The 16,266-nt window shown below is 73.3% G+C and carries 13 protein-coding genes; 8 read left to right on the top strand and 5 right to left on the bottom strand.

Translation table 11 applies throughout. The features are described from left to right. Positions 1-3: 3 nt before the first annotated feature. The 3 genes from AMOR_RS12150 to AMOR_RS12140 are packed head-to-tail and all read right to left on the bottom strand — an operon-like array spanning position 4 to position 1,572. On the bottom strand, positions 4-435 hold the full coding sequence (locus AMOR_RS12150; RefSeq protein ID WP_248361404.1) for a hypothetical protein: 432 nt from the start codon (positions 433-435) through the stop codon (positions 4-6). 19 nt (positions 436-454) lie between these two features. Then, positions 455-955 carry an anti-sigma factor family protein gene (locus AMOR_RS12145; RefSeq protein ID WP_248361402.1) on the bottom strand — a complete coding sequence of 167 codons (501 nt, stop codon included), beginning with the start codon at positions 953-955 and terminating at the stop codon, positions 455-457. Continuing rightward, positions 952-1,572, bottom strand: a complete 621-nt coding sequence (locus AMOR_RS12140; protein ID WP_248361400.1) for a sigma-70 family RNA polymerase sigma factor — start codon at positions 1,570-1,572, stop codon at positions 952-954. The genes AMOR_RS12145 and AMOR_RS12140 overlap by 4 nt, the downstream gene beginning before the upstream one ends. A gap of 173 nt (positions 1,573-1,745) precedes the next feature. Here AMOR_RS12140 and AMOR_RS12135 point away from each other — a divergent pair, with 173 nt between their 5' ends. The 8 genes from AMOR_RS12135 to AMOR_RS12100 all read left to right on the top strand — a co-directional run bounded on the left by AMOR_RS12135 (position 1,746) and on the right by AMOR_RS12100 (position 13,703). Next, on the top strand, positions 1,746-5,066 hold the full coding sequence (locus tag AMOR_RS12135; RefSeq protein ID WP_248361398.1) for a DUF4175 family protein: 3,321 nt from the start codon (positions 1,746-1,748) through the stop codon (positions 5,064-5,066). Continuing rightward, positions 5,063-6,676, top strand: a complete 1,614-nt coding sequence (locus AMOR_RS12130; RefSeq protein WP_248361396.1) for a peptidase MA family metallohydrolase — start codon at positions 5,063-5,065, stop codon at positions 6,674-6,676. Before AMOR_RS12135 ends, AMOR_RS12130 begins: the two co-directional genes overlap by 4 nt. Before the next feature lie 2 nt (positions 6,677-6,678). Next, the gene (locus AMOR_RS12125; RefSeq protein ID WP_404800964.1) at positions 6,679-7,698 is read left to right on the top strand and encodes an AAA family ATPase; all 1,020 of its coding nucleotides are present in this window, start codon (positions 6,679-6,681) and stop codon (positions 7,696-7,698) included. Between the two features lie 693 nt (positions 7,699-8,391). Beyond that, positions 8,392-9,036 carry a GIY-YIG nuclease family protein gene (locus AMOR_RS12120; RefSeq protein ID WP_248361392.1) on the top strand — a complete coding sequence of 215 codons (645 nt, stop codon included), beginning with the start codon at positions 8,392-8,394 and terminating at the stop codon, positions 9,034-9,036. Continuing rightward, on the top strand, positions 9,029-9,937 hold the full coding sequence (locus AMOR_RS12115) for a DUF58 domain-containing protein (RefSeq protein ID WP_248361390.1): 909 nt from the start codon (positions 9,029-9,031) through the stop codon (positions 9,935-9,937). Before AMOR_RS12120 ends, AMOR_RS12115 begins: the two co-directional genes overlap by 8 nt. After that, positions 9,934-12,102: a BatA domain-containing protein gene (locus AMOR_RS12110; RefSeq protein WP_248361388.1), complete on the top strand. Its 2,169-nt coding sequence runs from the start codon at positions 9,934-9,936 to the stop codon at positions 12,100-12,102. The genes AMOR_RS12115 and AMOR_RS12110 overlap by 4 nt, the downstream gene beginning before the upstream one ends. Positions 12,103-12,204: 102 nt before the next feature. After that, entirely contained in the window at positions 12,205-13,305 is a 1,101-nt protein-coding gene (nagZ, locus tag AMOR_RS12105; protein ID WP_404800963.1) for a beta-N-acetylhexosaminidase, read from the top strand. An 86-nt stretch (positions 13,306-13,391) separates the two neighbouring features. Continuing rightward, complete coding sequence (locus AMOR_RS12100) at positions 13,392-13,703, top strand: hypothetical protein (protein ID WP_248361386.1); 312 nt, start codon at positions 13,392-13,394, stop codon at positions 13,701-13,703. On the opposite strand, the gene AMOR_RS12095 is transcribed toward AMOR_RS12100, so the two are convergent. Together AMOR_RS12095 and AMOR_RS12090 are read right to left on the bottom strand one after the other, a co-directional pair. Then, positions 13,618-14,685, bottom strand: coding sequence for an alpha/beta hydrolase family protein (locus AMOR_RS12095; protein WP_248361385.1), 1,068 nt, complete (start codon positions 14,683-14,685; stop codon positions 13,618-13,620). The two genes, AMOR_RS12100 and AMOR_RS12095, sit on opposite strands and share 86 nt — an antisense overlap. A gap of 126 nt (positions 14,686-14,811) precedes the next feature. Continuing rightward, entirely contained in the window at positions 14,812-16,152 is a 1,341-nt protein-coding gene (locus tag AMOR_RS12090) for a response regulator (RefSeq protein WP_248361383.1), read from the bottom strand. Between the last annotated feature and the right edge of the window lie 114 nt (positions 16,153-16,266).

The raw sequence follows: 16,266 nt of genomic DNA, 5'->3' as shown, positions 1-16,266 counted from the left end.
AGCTCACGGCCACGCCGCGACGGTGAGGAAGAACGCGGTCCCGTTCTTCTCCGCCGTCACCTGGTGCACGATCCGCTGGCCCCGCTCGATCGTGAGCCGGCTCTGGGTGTTCCGCTGCGCGAGGGCGACCTCGATCGTCACGGTGTTCCCGCGCTCCTCCTGGACGGTGATCCCGGCCGTGTCGCCGTCGGGGAGCGGGACGAACTCGGTCCGGCCCTTCGCGAGCGTGAGCTTCCGCTCGTCGGTCTGCTGCCAGCTCACGTACGCGAGCGGGGAGAGCTGGCGCTTCAGCGGCTCGAGGCGCGGGTCCATCTTCGGCGGACCCTGGCGCGAGCCCTTGATGACCCGGACGTGGAGAGGGACGTCGGCCCGGGCGGGCGCGGCGGCGAACAGGACCGTGGCGGCGATTGCGAGGATGAACGAGCGGCGGGTCATGTCGCCTCCAGGCTGCGCGTCACCCGGCGTCCTCGTCCGCGAGGAGCACCACCGGGCCGTCGGCCGTCTGGAGCACCGTCGAGACGCCCTCGCTCGACATCTCGAGGGACGCCACCTGGTGCCCCTGTCCGGCGCCGGAGCGAACGTACATGAACACCGCGAAGGCCGCCAGAACCGGTGCGACCGCGGCGGTGGTTCCCTTCCAGTGAAGGCCGAGCCAGGCGAGGATGCCCCCCGCGCCCTTCGACTCCGCCGCCGCGGTGCGGCGGCTACGCTCAGGACGACCGGGCTCCAGGCCGACCCGCGCCATCACCTCGTCCAGGAACGGGGCGAAGTCCCGCGCGCTCGCGTGCGCGAGGAGCCCCTCGGACACGATCCCTTCGGTCGCGGCCAGGTCGGCCGCGCGGCCCTGGCACGCCTCGCAGATGGCGAGGTGCGCCGCGAGCGCCTTCACCTCGATCTCGGTCAGCTCGCCCTCGCGGGCGCCGATCATCGGTGCGTAGTGGAGGCAGTCCTTCATGACTCGTCCTCCTCCCCTTCGGCGTCCGCAGGCGCGGGCACGCCCGCGTACTCCCGCAGCGCCGCCTGCATCTTCTTCCGGGCATGGAACAGCCGGCTCATCACGGTGCCCTTGTGGATCCCGAGCCGCTCCGACAGCTCCTCGTAGGAGAGCCCCTCCACCTCCCGGAGCACCAGGATCGTCCGGTGCTTCTCGGGGAGGGTCGCGAGCGCCTCCTGGATCTTCTCCGCCAGCTCCCGCCGCAGCGCGTTCTGCCGCGGGTCGGTGCCGAGGCGCGTCGCGAGGATCCCCTCGCCGCCGCCCTCGAGGTCGGCCTCGCGCACCTCGTCCACGTCCTCCTTGCGGCTCGTCCGCTCCTTCCGGATCGCGTCGATCGCGAGGTGGGTCGTGATGCGGAAGAGCCAGGTCGAGAAGGCGGAGTCGCCCTTGAACTCGCCGAGGCTGCGGTGGACCCGGACGAACGCCTCCTGAGCGACGTCCCAGGCGAGATCCGGATCCTTCACGATGCCGAGCGCCACGGCGTAGACCTTCCTCTGGTAACGGACGACCAGGGCGCGAAAGGCGTCTTTCTCGCCGGCCCGGACCCGCTGGACCAGCGCGAGGTCGTCTGCTTCCATCGGTGTGACGCGGTCTCCCTTGGCGAAATTCACCGGACGGTGCGGCAACGTAGCATGCCCGCGCGCACCCCGGGCGAGCTTCGGCGGCGGCCCCGGGGACGCCCATCGAGCGTGATCGCGGGTCGCCCGCCCGGGCCAGGGGCGTTATCCTTCGCAGACCGCCGGAATGCCCGGTGGAGAGGGCCGTTTCGATCCAGGAAGCCATGGCCGGCGCGTACTCGGACATCGCCCGCGTCCTGCGAGGGGCGCGGCTGCGGCAGGTGCGGATCGTCCTGCTCGCGGCTGCGGCAGCAGGCGTGGCGGGCGCGCTGCTGTTCCTCCTCGCCGGCGCCGTCGCCCTCGCCTCCGGCGCGCGGCCGTTCGTGCGGATCGCCGCCCTCGCCGGGGCCGCGACCGCGATCCTCGCCGCCGGGGTGCTCGCGATCCGGGCACTGCTCCGGAGCGCCCGCGACGACGCCTCCGCGGCCCGGACGGTCGCAGGCGGCCTCCCGGCCCTCCGGTCGGCGCTCCTCTCGTCGGTCGAGCTGGCGCGGTCCCGGTCGGACATCGCGGCGAGCGGCCACTTCTCCGTGGCGCTGGTCGACGCCCACCTGGAGCGGACCGCCGCGGACGCCCGCGGCATCGACCTCGCCCGGGCGATCCCCGACCGGCGCGCCCGGCAGGCGGCGCTCCTCCTCGTCGGCGTCGCGGGTCTCCACCTGATCGCGCTCGTCGCGGGGGGCACCCACCTCGCGAAGGCATACGGCCGCGTCCTCGCCGGCGATCCGCCGGGGACGCCCGCGCCGCAGGTCGACCCGATCACCGGCGACGTCGAGCTCACCTACGCCTACCCGGCCTACATGAAGCGGGAGGCGCGCACGCTCTCCGGGACGGGCGGCGAGATCCGGGCGCCGAAGGGCACCGAGGTCACGCTGCGCACCCGGGCCGACCGGCCGGTGAAGGCGGCGGAGATCGAGATCCTCTACGACGCCGCCCCGGAGGCGGAGGCGCGCCCTTCGACTCCGGGCGCGGACGGCGGCGCCAGCGGACGCGAGACCGCGCCCTACGCTCAGGGCGAGCGGAGGGATGGTCAGGCTGGACGGAAGAAGCAGGAAACGGCCGACCTCCAGGCATCCGGTCGGCCTGAGCGTAGCGGCCGCGAAGCGGCCGCGGAGTCGAAGGCCCCCCCGGTCGTGAAGCGCTTCGCCCTCGCGGTCTCGGGCGACCGCGATCTCCAGGGCCGCTTCCTCGTCGACGACGGCGGGAGCTACCGGTTCCGCTTCCTCGACGCGAAGGGCCGGACCGTGGCCGAGGGCCCGACGGTCCCGATCGCGCTCGAGCCCGACGCCTTCCCGCAGGTGCGCATCACCGCGCCCGAGCGCGAGATCGAGGTCTCGGGCAACGCGGTGGTCCAGATCGTCTGGGACGCGGAGGACGACTTCGGGCTCTCCGAGGTCGCCCTCGTGCTGAAGGGGCCGACCGGGAAGGAGGAGCGCCGGATCCTGCGCCGCGACGGGCTCCGCCGCGACGGCGGCACCGCCGACCTCGCGCTCGTGCCGCTCGGCCTCGGGGAGGGCGACGAGCTCGCCTACTGGATGGAGGCGGTCGACACCGACACCGTCTCGGGCCCGAAGAAGAGCGTCTCCGACGTGCAGCGCGTGAAGATCTACTCGGAGGCGGAGCACCGGCGGCAGGTCCTCGAGCGGGCACGCCAGGTGTACGAGGAGCTGGTCGCGCTCCTCGGCGATCGCCTCGACGGGATCTCGGCGGGCCCGGTCGCGACGCCGGAGCGGCTCCCGGCCGCGCAGGCGCTCGACACGCGGACGCGGCTCCTCGCCGAGGCGATGCGCGACACGGCGCGCGAGATCCGCCGCGACCGGGCCGGTCCGCGCGAGGTCGCCGCCGCGATCTCCAACGTCGCCGGCGCGCTCCGGAGCGCCGAGCAGCGGCTCACGCAGTACCGGAACATGATCGCCCGGAGCCTCGCCGTGCACCTGCGGCCGGACGGCTCGATCGTGCGGACGATGGCGGCCTCCGACGCCGCGCTCGACGCGGAGATGGAGAAGGGGATCCTCTACCTCGAGCAGCTCCTCGACAAGCGGCGCGCCGAGGACCTGGTCCGGCTCGCGAAGGACCTCCAGAAGCAGCGGCGCGACCTCGCGAACCTCATGGAGAAGTTCCGGTCGTCGCCGTCGGACGAGAGGAAGAAGGAGCTCCTCGCCCAGATCGGCCGGATGAAGGAGCGCGTCCGTGATCTCCTCCAGCAGATGGCCGAGCTGTCGAAGGGGTTCAACGACGAGCACATGAACGAGGAGGCCCTCGCCGAGATGGCGAAGTCGCAGGACATGATGGCCGGCCTCGACGAGGTCGAGCAGAAGCTGGCGAAGGGTGATCTCGAGGGCGCGATGAAGGCGCTCGATCAGATGGCGAACGCCATGGACAAGATGCTCGCGGGCCTGCAGCGCACCGCGGGCATGCCCGACGAGAAGGCCCAGGCGCTCATGAAGGACATGCTCGCGTTCAAGGAGGACCTCGAGAAGGTCCAGGCCGAGCAGAAGCGCACCGCCGACGAGACCGAGAAGATCCGCGCCGACTACCGGCGGAAGATCGCCGACAAGATGAAGGGCGCCGAGAAGCAGCTCGAGGAGCTGTCGCAGAAGGCGAAGGAGGCGCGGGAGGACGTGGACCGCGCCCAGCCGGGCGTCTCGATGCGCGCGGAGCCGGAGTACGAGATGTCGAAGGAGTCGCTCCGCGATCTCGAGCGGGCGCTCGCGGCGCGGGAGCTCGAGGGCGCGGCGGAGGCGGCGCTCCGGGCGCAGCCGTCGGTGGACCGGCTCTCGACGCTGCTGCAGGAGGACGCGCAGCTCGCGGACCGGAGCCGCGCCCTCACCGGGAAGGATCCCCAGCAGATCGACGACGCGCGCCGGCAGGCCGACAAGGCCGCCCCGAAGGTCCGCCAGATCCGCGACGCGCTCGCGCAGATGTTCCCCGACCCGCGCTCCGTGCTCGGGCAGGACCAGCAGCGGAAGCTCGAGGGCCTCTCGAAGCGACAGGTCGATCTCGAGAGGCAGGCCGGCCAGCTCCAGCAGAAGCTCCGCGACCTCGCCCAGCAGGCGCCGGTCTTCCCGCCGTCGGCGGAGAACCAGCTCTCCGAGTCGCGGCGGCACATGGGCCAGGCCGGCGCCGAGCTCGGCGCGAAGAACCCGCAGCGCGGCCACGGCGAGCAGGAGCTCGCGCTCGACGCCCTCGACCGGTTCAAGAAGGGGCTCGAGGAGGCCGCGAAGAAGGGCCAGGGCGGCGGCGGCCAGGGCTTCCCGTTCCCCTTCGCCGAGGCGGGCGGCGAGCGCGAGGGCGACGGCCGCGATCCCTCGCGCGAGAAGGTGAAGATCCCCGGCGCGGAGGCGCACAAGGTGCCGGAGGAGTTCCGGAAGGATCTCCTCGAGGCGATGAAGCAGGGCGCGCCGGAGCGCTACAAGGGCGAGGTCCAGCGCTACTACGAGGAGCTGGTGAAGTGACGGTGCGTGTTGCCATCGGAGTGGCGGCGAGGAGGGTCACGGAGACCTGCGCGGTCGCCCTGGTCGCGTCGTTCGTCGCCGGGATGCCGGCGCCGGCCCGCGCCGCGCCCGACCCGGACAAGGCCGCCGTGACCGCCCTGAAGCGGCTCGCCGAGGAGGACGTGGACGCGGCGCGGAAGGTGCTCGCGCCGTTCGAGCCGTTCGACGCCGCGTCCGACGAGGTGAAGCTCGCGGCGGGCGTCCTCCGCTTCTTCGAGCAGGACTACCGCGCGGCGGTGTCGCTCATCGAGGAGTCCGGCGCCGGGAACGCGGGCGGCTACCTCGCGCTCGCGAAGGCCGCCCGCGACGTCACGAAGGACGACGTCCGCTTCGAGAGCGAGCACTTCGTCGTCTCGTACCCGAAGGGCAAGGACGAGGTGCTCGTGCCGTACCTCGTCGACGCCCTCGAGCGGCAGCGCGCCGCGCTGCACGAGGCCATCGGCGTGGTCCCGGCGGGCCGGCTCACCGTGGAGATCGTGCCGGACGTGCGCGCCCTCGCGAAGGTGTCGACGCTCACCGAGGCCGAGGTCCGGACGAGCGGCACCGTCGCCGTCGCGAAGTTCGGGAAGCTGATGATGCTCTCCCCGAAGGCGCTCCTGAAGGGCTACGACTGGCTCGACACCGCGGCGCACGAGTACACGCACGCCGTCGTGACCCTCAAGACCCGGAACCGCGCGCCCATCTGGCTGCAGGAGGGGCTCGCGAAGTGGTTCGAGACCGCCTGGCGCGGCCGGACCGATCCGCTCACGCCGTTCTCCGCGGCGCTCGTGAAGGACGCGGCGGCGAAGGGGAACCTCGTCACGTTCCAGGAGATGCACCCGTCGCTCGCGAAGCTGCCGTCGCAGGAGCGCGCCGCCCTCGCGTACGCGCAGGTGGTGCTCGCGGTCGAGTACCTCGTGAAGCAGGTCGGGCCGGCGGCCATCGCCAAGGTGACGGGGCTCGTCGGCGAGGGCCGGACGGCGGAGCAGGCGGTGGCGGACGTCCTCGGCGTCCCGTTCGACCGGTTCATGAGGGAGTGGCGGAGCTACCTCGGCGCCCGCCCGCTCCCGCGCGGCGGCGACCACGAGCTCAAGAAGCTCAAGTTCAAGGACGACCCGAAGCAGCGCGGCGAGTACGCCGAGTGGGCGGAGATCTCCGACGCCCCCTCCCGCGGCTACGCGCGGCTCGGCGAGATCTTCCGCGCCCGCGGCCGCTGGAACTCCGCGCGGATCGAGTACGGCAAGGCGTACCAGCGCGTGGGCGGCCGCGTCGCGATCCTCTCCGGCCAGTACGCGCTCGCGGCGGCGATGGCGGGGCAGAAGGACGAGGCGGCGCGGGTGCTCACCGAGGCGCTCGAGTGGAACCCCGATTACCCCGCCCTGAACGTGCAGCTCGCGCGCATCCTGATCGACCGGCAGGACTTCGCGGGGGCGAAGGAGCACCTTCTCGCCGCGAACCGCCAGGACCCGTTCGATCCGGAGATCCACGCCGGCCTGGCGAAGGTGAGCGGCGCCCTCGGCGACCCGGGCGGCTCCTCGCGGGAGGCACGCTTTGCGACGATACTCTCGGCGCGAGGCGAGGGACATCCATGACCATCGAGACCACGACGCCGCAGCCCCCACCGAGCCCGGACCAGGACCTCCACGCCGTCCGGGAGCTGCACGAGGCGCGACGCCTCCTCCTCGGCGAGATCGAGAAGCGGATCGTCGGCCAGAAGGACGTCGTCGAGTCGCTCCTCGTCGCGCTCTTCGCCCGCGGTCACTGCCTCTTCGTCGGCGTGCCCGGGCTCGCGAAGACGCTCCTCATCTCCACCGTCGCGGACGTCCTCGACCTCTCCTTCAACCGCATCCAGTTCACGCCGGACCTGATGCCGTCGGACATCACCGGCACCGACGTCCTCGAGGAGGACCACACCACCGGCCGGCGCGCCTTCCGCTTCGTGCGCGGCCCGATCTTCGCGAACCTCCTCCTCGCCGACGAGATCAACCGCACGCCGCCGAAGACGCAGGCGGCGCTCCTCCAGGCGATGCAGGAGTACCGCGTCAGCGCCGGCGGCGAGACCTACCCCCTCGACCTCCCGTTCCTCGTCTTCGCGACGCAGAACCCCATCGAGCAGGAGGGCACGTACCCGCTCCCCGAGGCGCAGCTCGACCGGTTCATGTTCTACGTCACGGTGACCTACCCGTCGGCGTCGGAGGAGCTCGAGATCGTCCGCTCGACGACGGTCGCGACGCGCGCCGCCCTCCGCCGCGTGCTCTCGCCCCACAAGATCCGCGACCTCCAGGACCTCGTGCTCCGCGTGCCGGCGGCGGACCACGTCATCAAGTACGCGGTGGAGCTCGTCCGGCGCACGCGCCCGAACGAGCCCGGCGCGCCCGACTTCGTGAAGGAGAACGTCTCCTGGGGCGCCGGCCCGCGCGCGAGCCAGTACCTCGTCCTCGGCGCGAAGAGCCGCGCGATCCTCGACGGCCGGATGGCGGCGTCGGAGGAGGACATCCGCGCCCTCGCCAAGAACGTCCTCGTCCACCGGGTGATCACGAACTTCCGGGCCGAGTCGGAGGGCATCACGTCGGCGCAGATCGTCGAGCGGCTGCTGGAGAAGGTGCGGGTGTGAGGGCAGCGTCTCGAGCGCGCTTCCAGCGAGCAGCCCCCTCACCCTGGCCCTCTCCCCCGGTGGGGGAGAGGGGAGGGAAGATCCATGCGAGGCCGCGTGGAAGGAGGTCCGGAGCGCGGATCGCATGACCAGTGCAGGAGTTGAAGAACCGGCAGCGCGAAGCTTCAGATCCGGTCGGAGTGAGATGGCCAGTGGAGGAGTGAGAACGGCAGCGCGAAGCTTCAGATCCGGTCGGAGTGAGATGGCCAGTGCAGGAGTGAGAACGGCAGTGCGAAGCTTCAGATCCGGTCGGAGTGAGATGGCCAGTGGAGGAGTGAGAACGGCAGCGCGAAGCTTCAGATCCGGTCGGAGTGAGATGGCCAGTGGAGGAGTGAGAACGGCAGCGCGAAGCTTCAGATCCGGTCGGAGTGAGATGGCCAGTGGAGGAGTTGAGAACCGGCAGCGCGAAGCTTCAGATCCGGTCGGAGTGAGATGGCCAGTGCAGGAGTGAGAACGGCAGCGCGGAGCTTCAGATCCGGTCGGAGTGAGATGGCCAGTGGAGGAGTTGAGAACCGGCAGCGCGAAGCTTCAGATCCGGTCGGAGTGAGATGGCCAGTGGAGGAGTGAGAACGGCAGCGCAGTTGCATCAGGTCCGGTCGCCCTGAGCGTAGCGCCCGCGAAGCGGGCGCGGAGTCGAAGGGCGGACGGTGATGCGTGAAGCCATTCTTCGTCTACATGCTTCGTTGCAGGAACGGCAGCTACTACGTGGGACACACCGACGACCTCGAGACGCGGATCGCCCAGCACGTCGATGGGACGTACGGCGGCCATACGTCCAGGCAACGGCCGGTGTCATTCGTGTGGTGTGCGGAATGCGGCAGCCGCGACGAGGCGCTCACGCGTGAGTGGCAGCTGAAGAAGTGGACGCGCGCCAAGAAGGAAGCGCTCGTCGGGGAGAACTGGTCGCAGCTCAAGGAGCTCGCTCGCGGACCGAACCGGACGGAGCGGCTGGGCAGATCCGGGCTGATGCCCGTTCGCAGCGCGCGCCCCGCTGCATCCGTTCGCCCCGAGCCCTTCGACTCCGGCGCTTCGCGCCTAGGCTCAGGGCAGGCAGAGTCCAGGGGCGCCACGCTTGCCTGTGCTGCCGGATCGCCCTTCGACTCCGGGCCCGGGTGCTTGATGGACAGCGGATCCGTCCGAGGTCTGGTGCGGCCCGGGCCCTACGCTCAGGGCGAACGGGGGGCTGTGCTCCCCGGGGCACCGGCGGTCGGGGTTCGTCCGGATGGCGAACGGGAGGCTGTGCTCCCCGGGGCACCGGCGGTCGGGGTCCGTCCGGATGGCGAGGACGTCGATGCCTGACCCGAAGCGCCACCGCCTCCTCGACCCCGCGGTCCTCGCCCGGCTCGGGACGCTGAAGCTCCGGGTGCGCGCGATCACCGAGGGCGTGCTCACCGGGCTCCACAAGTCGCCCCACCACGGCCAGTCGGTCGAGTTCGCCGAGCACAAGGAGTACGCGCCCGGCGACGAGATCCGGCACATCGACTGGAAGGCCTACGGCAAGTTCGACAAGTACTACGTGAAGAAGTACGAGCAGGAGACCAACCTCCGCGCCTACCTCGTCGTCGACGCGTCGGGCTCGATGGGCTACCGCGGCGACCCCGGCCGCATGACGAAGCTCGAGTACGCGAGCGCGCTCGCGGGCTCGCTCGCGTACCTCCTCGTGCGCCAGCAGGACGCGGCCGGCCTCGTGCTGGTGCAGGGCCAGGTCGCCGCCTCGATCCCGCCCCGCGCGTCGGCGCACCACCTCGGCCCGATCGTCGACGCCCTCGAGGGCGCGCGGGCGGAGGGGACGACGCGGCTCTCGAGCGCGGTGGACTTCATCATCGAGCACGCGCCGCGCCGGTCGTCGGTGATCGTGTTCTCCGACCTCTTCGATCCGGAGGAGAAGGTCCTGAAGAAGCTCGCCCAGCTCGGCAGGCGCAAGCACGAGGTGACCCTCTTCCACGTGCTCGACCCCGCCGAGCTGGAGTTCCCGTTCGACGACCCGACGCTCTTCCTCTCGATGGAGGACGACCGGCAGGTCGAGGCGCACGGGCGCGACGTGAAGAAGGGCTACCTCGACGTCCTCGGCCGCTGGCTCGAGGAGGTGAGGCGCACCGCCGCCGAGGCGGACGTCGACTACGCGCTGTGCCGGACCGATCGCCCGCTCGACGAGGTGCTGCTGCCGTTCCTCGCGCGCCGGGAGCGGAGCGCGGCGTGAGCGTCGGCTTCGTCCACCCCGCCCTGCTCTGGGGCCTGCTCGCGGCGGCGATCCCGCTCGTCGTCCACCTCTTCTTCCGCCGCCGCCCTCGGCCGACGCCGTTCCCCGCCATCGACTTCATCCTCCGCGCCCGGCGCGAGACGCAGCGCCGGCTGCGCCTGAAGAAGCTCCTCCTCTTCACGGCGCGCACCCTCCTCCTCGCGGCCATCGCCGCCGCCATCGCGCGGCCGCGCGCCGAGAAGGGCGGCGAGGCCGCCGCCGCGGTCGCGCGCGGCCCCCGGGCGACCGCCATCGTCCTCGACGCGTCCGGGTCGATGCGCTACCGCATCGGCGACAAGCCGATCTTCGAGCGCGCCCGCTCCGACGCGCTCCGCGCCCTCGCCGAGCTCTCCAGCGAGGAGCCCGCCACCGCCATCGTCTGCGGCATGGACCCGGTCCAGGCCGAGCCGCCGTCGTTCGACCGGAACGCGGTGCGCCGCGTGCTCGAGGCCGCGCAGGCCACGGCCGGCTACGGCGACCTCACCGCCTGCGTCGGCACGGCCGTGCGCGCGCTCTCCGCGGCGAAGGCGCAGGAGTCGCTGCCGAAGCGGCTCGTCGTCGCGACCGATCTCGCGGCGAGCGCCTGGCGCCTCGACGTGCCCGCCCCGGCGGTGGACGGCCCGCGGGGCCCGGTCCGGCCGGAGGTGACGATCCTCGACGCCGCGCGCGGCGCCGACCTCCCGAACCACGCCATCGTCGGCCTCGACGCGGAGCCCGATCCGGCCGCGGGGCCCCGCGGCTACCGCTTCACCGCGGTCCTCGCGAACCACGCGAAGGAGCCGCTCGCGGACGCCCCGCTCTCGCTCGTGACCGGCACCGGCGACGCGGCGAAGGTCGCGATCCGCGCGTTCGCGGAGGTCCCCGCCGACGGCACGAGCCGGAAGACGCTGCTCCACGCGTTCCCCCAGGGCGGCCCTGCCGTCGTGAAGGTGACGCTCCCCGAGGACGGGCTCGCCGACGACGACGTGCGCGCCCTCGCCATCGTCGTGCCGCGCGAGGTCCGCGCGCTCGTGGTGGACGGTGCGCCCTCGCCGGTGAAGTACCGGGACGAGGCGTACTTCGTCGAGTCGGCGCTCGCGTCGCCGGCCTCGCCGGTCCGGCCGAAGCTCGTGGACGCGGAGGCGTTCCCGCAGGAGGACCTCTCGAAGTTCGACGTCGTCTTCCTCCTCAACGTCCGCTCGGTGGGCGCGAAGGCGCTCGAGCTCGCCCGCTTCGTCGAGTCCGGCGGTGGCCTGTTCATCTCGGTGGGCGACCAGGTCGACCCGGAGCTGTACTCCCGGGAGCTCGGCGCGGTGCTCCCGATGCCGCTCCACGTGGAGAAGACCGCCGGCGCGAACGGCGACGCGGGCTCCGGGGCGCGCGCCGCCCGGTTCGCGGAGATCGACCTCGACCACCCCGCGCTCTCCGTCTTCCACGGCGACGCGCGCGAGGGGCTCCTCGGCGTCCGGACGTCCCGCTACCTCCTCGCGAAGCCGCGCGGGAGCGGCGCGGCGGCCGGAGACGCCGCGCGGGTGCTCGCGCGGTTCGACGACGGCGCGCCGGCGCTCGTCGAGGCGCGGCGCGGCCGCGGCCGGGTCCTCCTCTTCACCTCCACCGCCGATCGCGACTGGACCGACTGGCCCATCCGCACGAGCTTCCTCCCCGCGATGCAGCGGTTCGCCGGGTTCCTCGCCGGCACCCTCGAGGAGCGGCGCGACCCGGCGGCGGTGGTGGGCGCGCGTCGCACGATCCGGCTCGACGAGGGGGAGACCCTCCTCGCCCTCGTCGATCCCGCCGGCCGGGAGCGGACGCGCGCCGAGCTCGAGCGGGCCGGGCTCGCGGAGCCGTCGCCGGCCGTCCTCGAGTGGACCCCGCGCGAGCCCGGGCTCTGGCAGGTCAAGGTCCGGGCCCGGGGCGAGGAGCGGCTCGAGCCGCGCCTCGCGTTCGCGGTGACGCCCGATCCCCGCGAGTCCGACACCCGCCGGATCGCGCCCGCCGAGCTCACCGCGTGGTTCGGCGGCGAGTCCCACGCGAGAGTCGAGGGCGGCGCCCGCGCCGCCGCCGGCGGCCGCGAGATCCCGCTCTGGTCGGTGCTCCTCGTGCTCGGGGTCGCCGCGTTCTTCCTGGAGGGGCTCCTTCTTGCGTGACGCGCGCCCCCCGACTCCGGGCCCGCTGCGCGGCCTTACGCTCGGGGCGAACGGGTCCCACCCCGGCCCCCGTTCAACCCCGCGAGCCTGTTCGGTAACATGATCCCCGTGCCGCCCTCCCTCGACACCGAAGTAGCCGGCCTCTTCTGCGTCGGCTTCCACGGAACGACGCCGTCGCCCGAGGTGCTGGAGCTCGTCCGGCGCGGCGTGTACGGCGTCGTCCTCTTCGCCCGGAACGTCGAGAGCGCCGAGCAGGTCGCCGAGCTCTCCGCCGCGCTGAAGCGGGCCGCGGGCCGCCCGCTCCTGGTCAGCATCGACCAGGAGGGCGGCCGCGTCGCGCGGCTCCGGTCGCCGCACGGGTTCACCGAGCTCCCGCCCATGCGCGCCCTCGGCGAGCTCGGGGACGTCGAGGTGGCCCGCGCCACCGGCGCGCTCCTCGGACGCGAGCTCCGCGCCGTCGGGATCGACCAGGACTACGCGCCGGTGGTCGACGTCGACACGAACCCCGCGAACCCGGTGATCGGCGACCGGTCCTTCTCCCGGGACCCCGCGGTCGTCGGCCGCCTGGGCGCCGCCCTCGCGGCCGGGCTCCAGGGCGAGGGGGTGGCCGCGTGCGCGAAGCACTTCCCCGGCCACGGCGACACGAGCCAGGACTCGCACAAGGACCTGCCCCGGCTCCCTCACGCCCGGGCGCGGCTGGACGAGGTGGAGCTCCAGCCGTTCCGGGCGCTCGCGCGCGCCGGCGTCGCGTCCGTCATGACCGCGCACGTCGTCTTCGAGCCGCTCGACGCGGTGCGGCCGGCGACGCTCGCGCCGTCGGTGATGCGGCTGCTCCGCGAGGACGTCGGCTACGACGGGTGCGCGATCTCGGACGACCTCGAGATGAAGGCGGTGACGGAGCACTTCTCGCTCGAGGAGGTCGCGCCCGGCGCCGTCGCCGCTGGCGTCGACGCGCTCCTCGTCTGTCACACCGCGTCGATGCAGCACCAGGCCATCGACCTCGTGCGCGCTGCCGTGGAGGGCGGTTCGATCCCGCGGCAGCGGCTCGCCGAGGCCCGGGCCCGGGTCGAGCGGCTGCTCCGCTTCGCGGGTCCGCCGCCGGACCCGGCCGTCGCCCGGGCCCGCCTGCGCACCGCGGACCACCTCGCCCTCGCCGCGCGCATCCCCGCGCTCGCCGCCGGGAACGATCCGACCGCGGCGTGAGGGGGCCCTGCCGGCGCGTGACGCACGGCCATGGTTCGAGCGGCCCGCTCGCCTCGGTCCGCGACCTCGGGCTAGACTCGGGCGGCGTGAGCCCGCCGGCGATCCCCTGCCCGTCCTGCAGCGTCCCGCTCGTCACCCCCGACGTGCTGGACGCGGGCACCGTGGCGATCCCGGACCTCTCGGTCCTCCAGTTCCGCTGCCCGCACTGCCGCGCGGGTGCCTGGGCGCGGCTCGGCGACGGCCACGTCGCGCTCGGACCCGTGGGCGGCGAGCCGGGGGACTTCGACGCAGCGTGCGAGCCGGCGCTGTCGGTCAGGCCGGATGCCGGCTGGCTCGACTGCTGGTACGCGGGGCAGTACCGTCGGTTCCCCGCGCGCATCGCCGCGCGCGTCGCCTGACCGGGACCGCCGCGCGCCGCGCGTGCACCGCGCCGAGGCGGGCGAACGCGTCCCGGAGCGCCTCCCGCATCGCCGGCTGCTCCCGGAGGACCGCCGAGACGTGGCCCGCCGCGAGCCAGCGCAGCTCGCAGCCCCAGTGCTCCGCGATCCGCACCATCTCCGACGGCGGAACGACGCCGTCCGCTGCGGTGCCGACCACGATCGCGGCCTCCGGCGCGACCGGTGGCGGGAGCGCCCGCACCGAGAACCGCGCGAAGCGTGCGAGCAGCTCGCGGCGTGCGGCGTCCACCGGCGCGCCCCCCGCGATCGCCGCCCAGTCCGCCACGCGAGAGAGGACGCCGTCCCGGAGCACCGCGTCCGGCGAGCAGGACGGCGCGACCGGCACCACCGCCACGGGGAAGGGCGTCGCCGCCCCCGCCATCGCGGCGAGCTGCCCGCCCATGCTGTAGCCCGTGACGCCCACCGGCACGCGGTAGGTCGCGGCGAGCCAGGCGAGGAGCGCGCGGGCCTCGTCCACCGTCGCGCGCGCGAGCAGGACCAGGTCCGATACGCAGCGCACCGCGTGCCGGACCTGCGCCGGGGGGCGGCGGGCGCCGTAGTAGGGATTCTCGAGGACGAGCGCGCCGAGGCCGTGCGCGAGGAGCGGGGCGGCGAAGCGGAGCCGGAGCTCGAACCCCTGGTCGCCCGACGCGGCGAGGTGGACGGCGATGCCGGCGAGCGGCCCGTCCGGGAGGAGCAGCCGGAACCGGGCGGTGCGCGCGCACGCCGGCAGCAGGGCCTCCGGGCTCTCGAACGTGCCCTCGGAGAGCCGGCCGCCGAGCATCTCGTGCGGCGGCCCCAGCGCGGGAGCGATCCGGGCCGGCGGCCGCGCGGCCAGCGCCGCCGGGTCGCTCGCGTCGCAGAGCGCGCGATCTCCCCAGCCGTCCGCGAAGAAGCGCGGTCCGCGCACGGTGAGGCCGAAGAAGAGATCGAGCACGTGCATCCCGCGGGGCCTCCGCCCCTGGGAAAGTTGCGCGCGCGGCGCGGCGATGGGGAGTGCGGCGGCCGAGGGGCCACCGTTCGCCCTCGGAGCTGTCGAGGGGCGGCCCGCCGGGGGGCGCCTCGTGGATCAGCCTCGATCGACGATCTTCAGCGCGACCATCCCGTACAGGAAGCCGTAGACCGCGTGCTCGGGGCGCTGGGCGACGTGGATGAGCTCGGCGAGCGTCCGCGTCCCGTCGACCCTGGGGAGCAGCTCCGCCTCCCAGCGCTCGAGCTCGACCTCGTGCAGCCCGTACGCCGGCTGCTGCGAGGGGATGAGCCGGTCCTCGGGGGAGAGCAGCCGGTACAGGCGCTCGGGCTTGTAGAGCTTCTTCACGCCGCGGGTGATGAGGTTGGCCGGGTGGAGGTCGATCTTGATCGCCTCCTTCGCGGCGCGGTCGGCGAAGTGGAGCCGGTACTCGCCCTGCTCCCAGCCGAACGCGGAGTAGACGATCGCCTTCACCTGCTGGGCGACGTAGTACAGCTTCTCCGTCTCCTTGAGGAGCCCCATCTCGACGAGCACGTCGCCGGTGCGCCGACCGGTCTTGTCGGCGGCGGCCTGGCAGAGCTCGAGCTGCGCGCTCGTGATCTTCCCGACGCGCACGAGGAACGGGCCGAAGCGGTCGGTGACGAGGTTCGAGATGGCGAAGCAGGGCCGCCCCTTCTCGAAGTAGATCGTCTTCTTCACCTTGCCGCGCTGCACGGTCAGCTCGCCGGTCTGCTGCGCGAGGTGGAACGCGGTGATGAGGTCGGGGAGGTTCTCCTCGAGCTTGCCCTCCGTCTTCGAGAGGTCGTGCCGGCGCGCCTGGGTGCGGACCTCGGCCGCGGAGGGCGGCGGCGCGGTGCGGAGCGGCGGCGGCCGCGCCGGCGCGCCGACCGGGCCGGCGGTGATGGTCTCGCCGCGGAGCACCGCCGACACTTTGCCGTCCTCGGTGAGGACGACGCGGCCGGTGAGCTCCATCGCGTCCACCGGCTCGTCCGCCTCGACCGCGACCTCCACGTCGAAGTCGGCCAGCTCGCCCCGCAGCGGCGGGGGCGTCTGCATCGGGGCGGCGCGCGAGGGCGGCTGCGACGGGAGCAGCCCGCGGAGCGCGTCGACGAGCTTCCGGGCCTCGAACGGCTTCTCGAAGTAGCCGGAGGCGCCGTGCTGCGTGCGGGAGTCGGTGGCGGCGCGGCCGCCCTTGAAGACCCCCGTCATGAACACGAAGGGGATCTGCGCGTTCCGCAGCGCGTGCCCGACGTCGTAGCCCATCATGTCGGGGAGGAGCACGTCCACGACCGCCGCGGCGGGCCGCTCCTTCGCGACCAGGTCGATCGCCTGCTTCCCCTTGGACGCGAGGACGGGCGTCCAGCCCTCCGCCTCGATCAGCCGGGCGAGGAGCGTGAGGAGCTCCTGGTTGTCATCCACGAGGAGGATCTTCGGCGGCATCGGGAAGGGCACGATACCGGCCGGGAGCGGGTGGGATCAACGACCGGCGCGAGAACGTGGCGCCCGCGGCGCGATCGCGGCCTCCACGCCCCGCGAAGGCCCACTCGAATCTGG

The organism is Anaeromyxobacter oryzae, assembly GCF_023169945.1.
Taxonomy (GTDB): Bacteria; Myxococcota; Myxococcia; order Myxococcales; family Anaeromyxobacteraceae; genus Anaeromyxobacter; species Anaeromyxobacter oryzae.
This window is presented reverse-complemented; position numbering and strand designations above follow the sequence as displayed.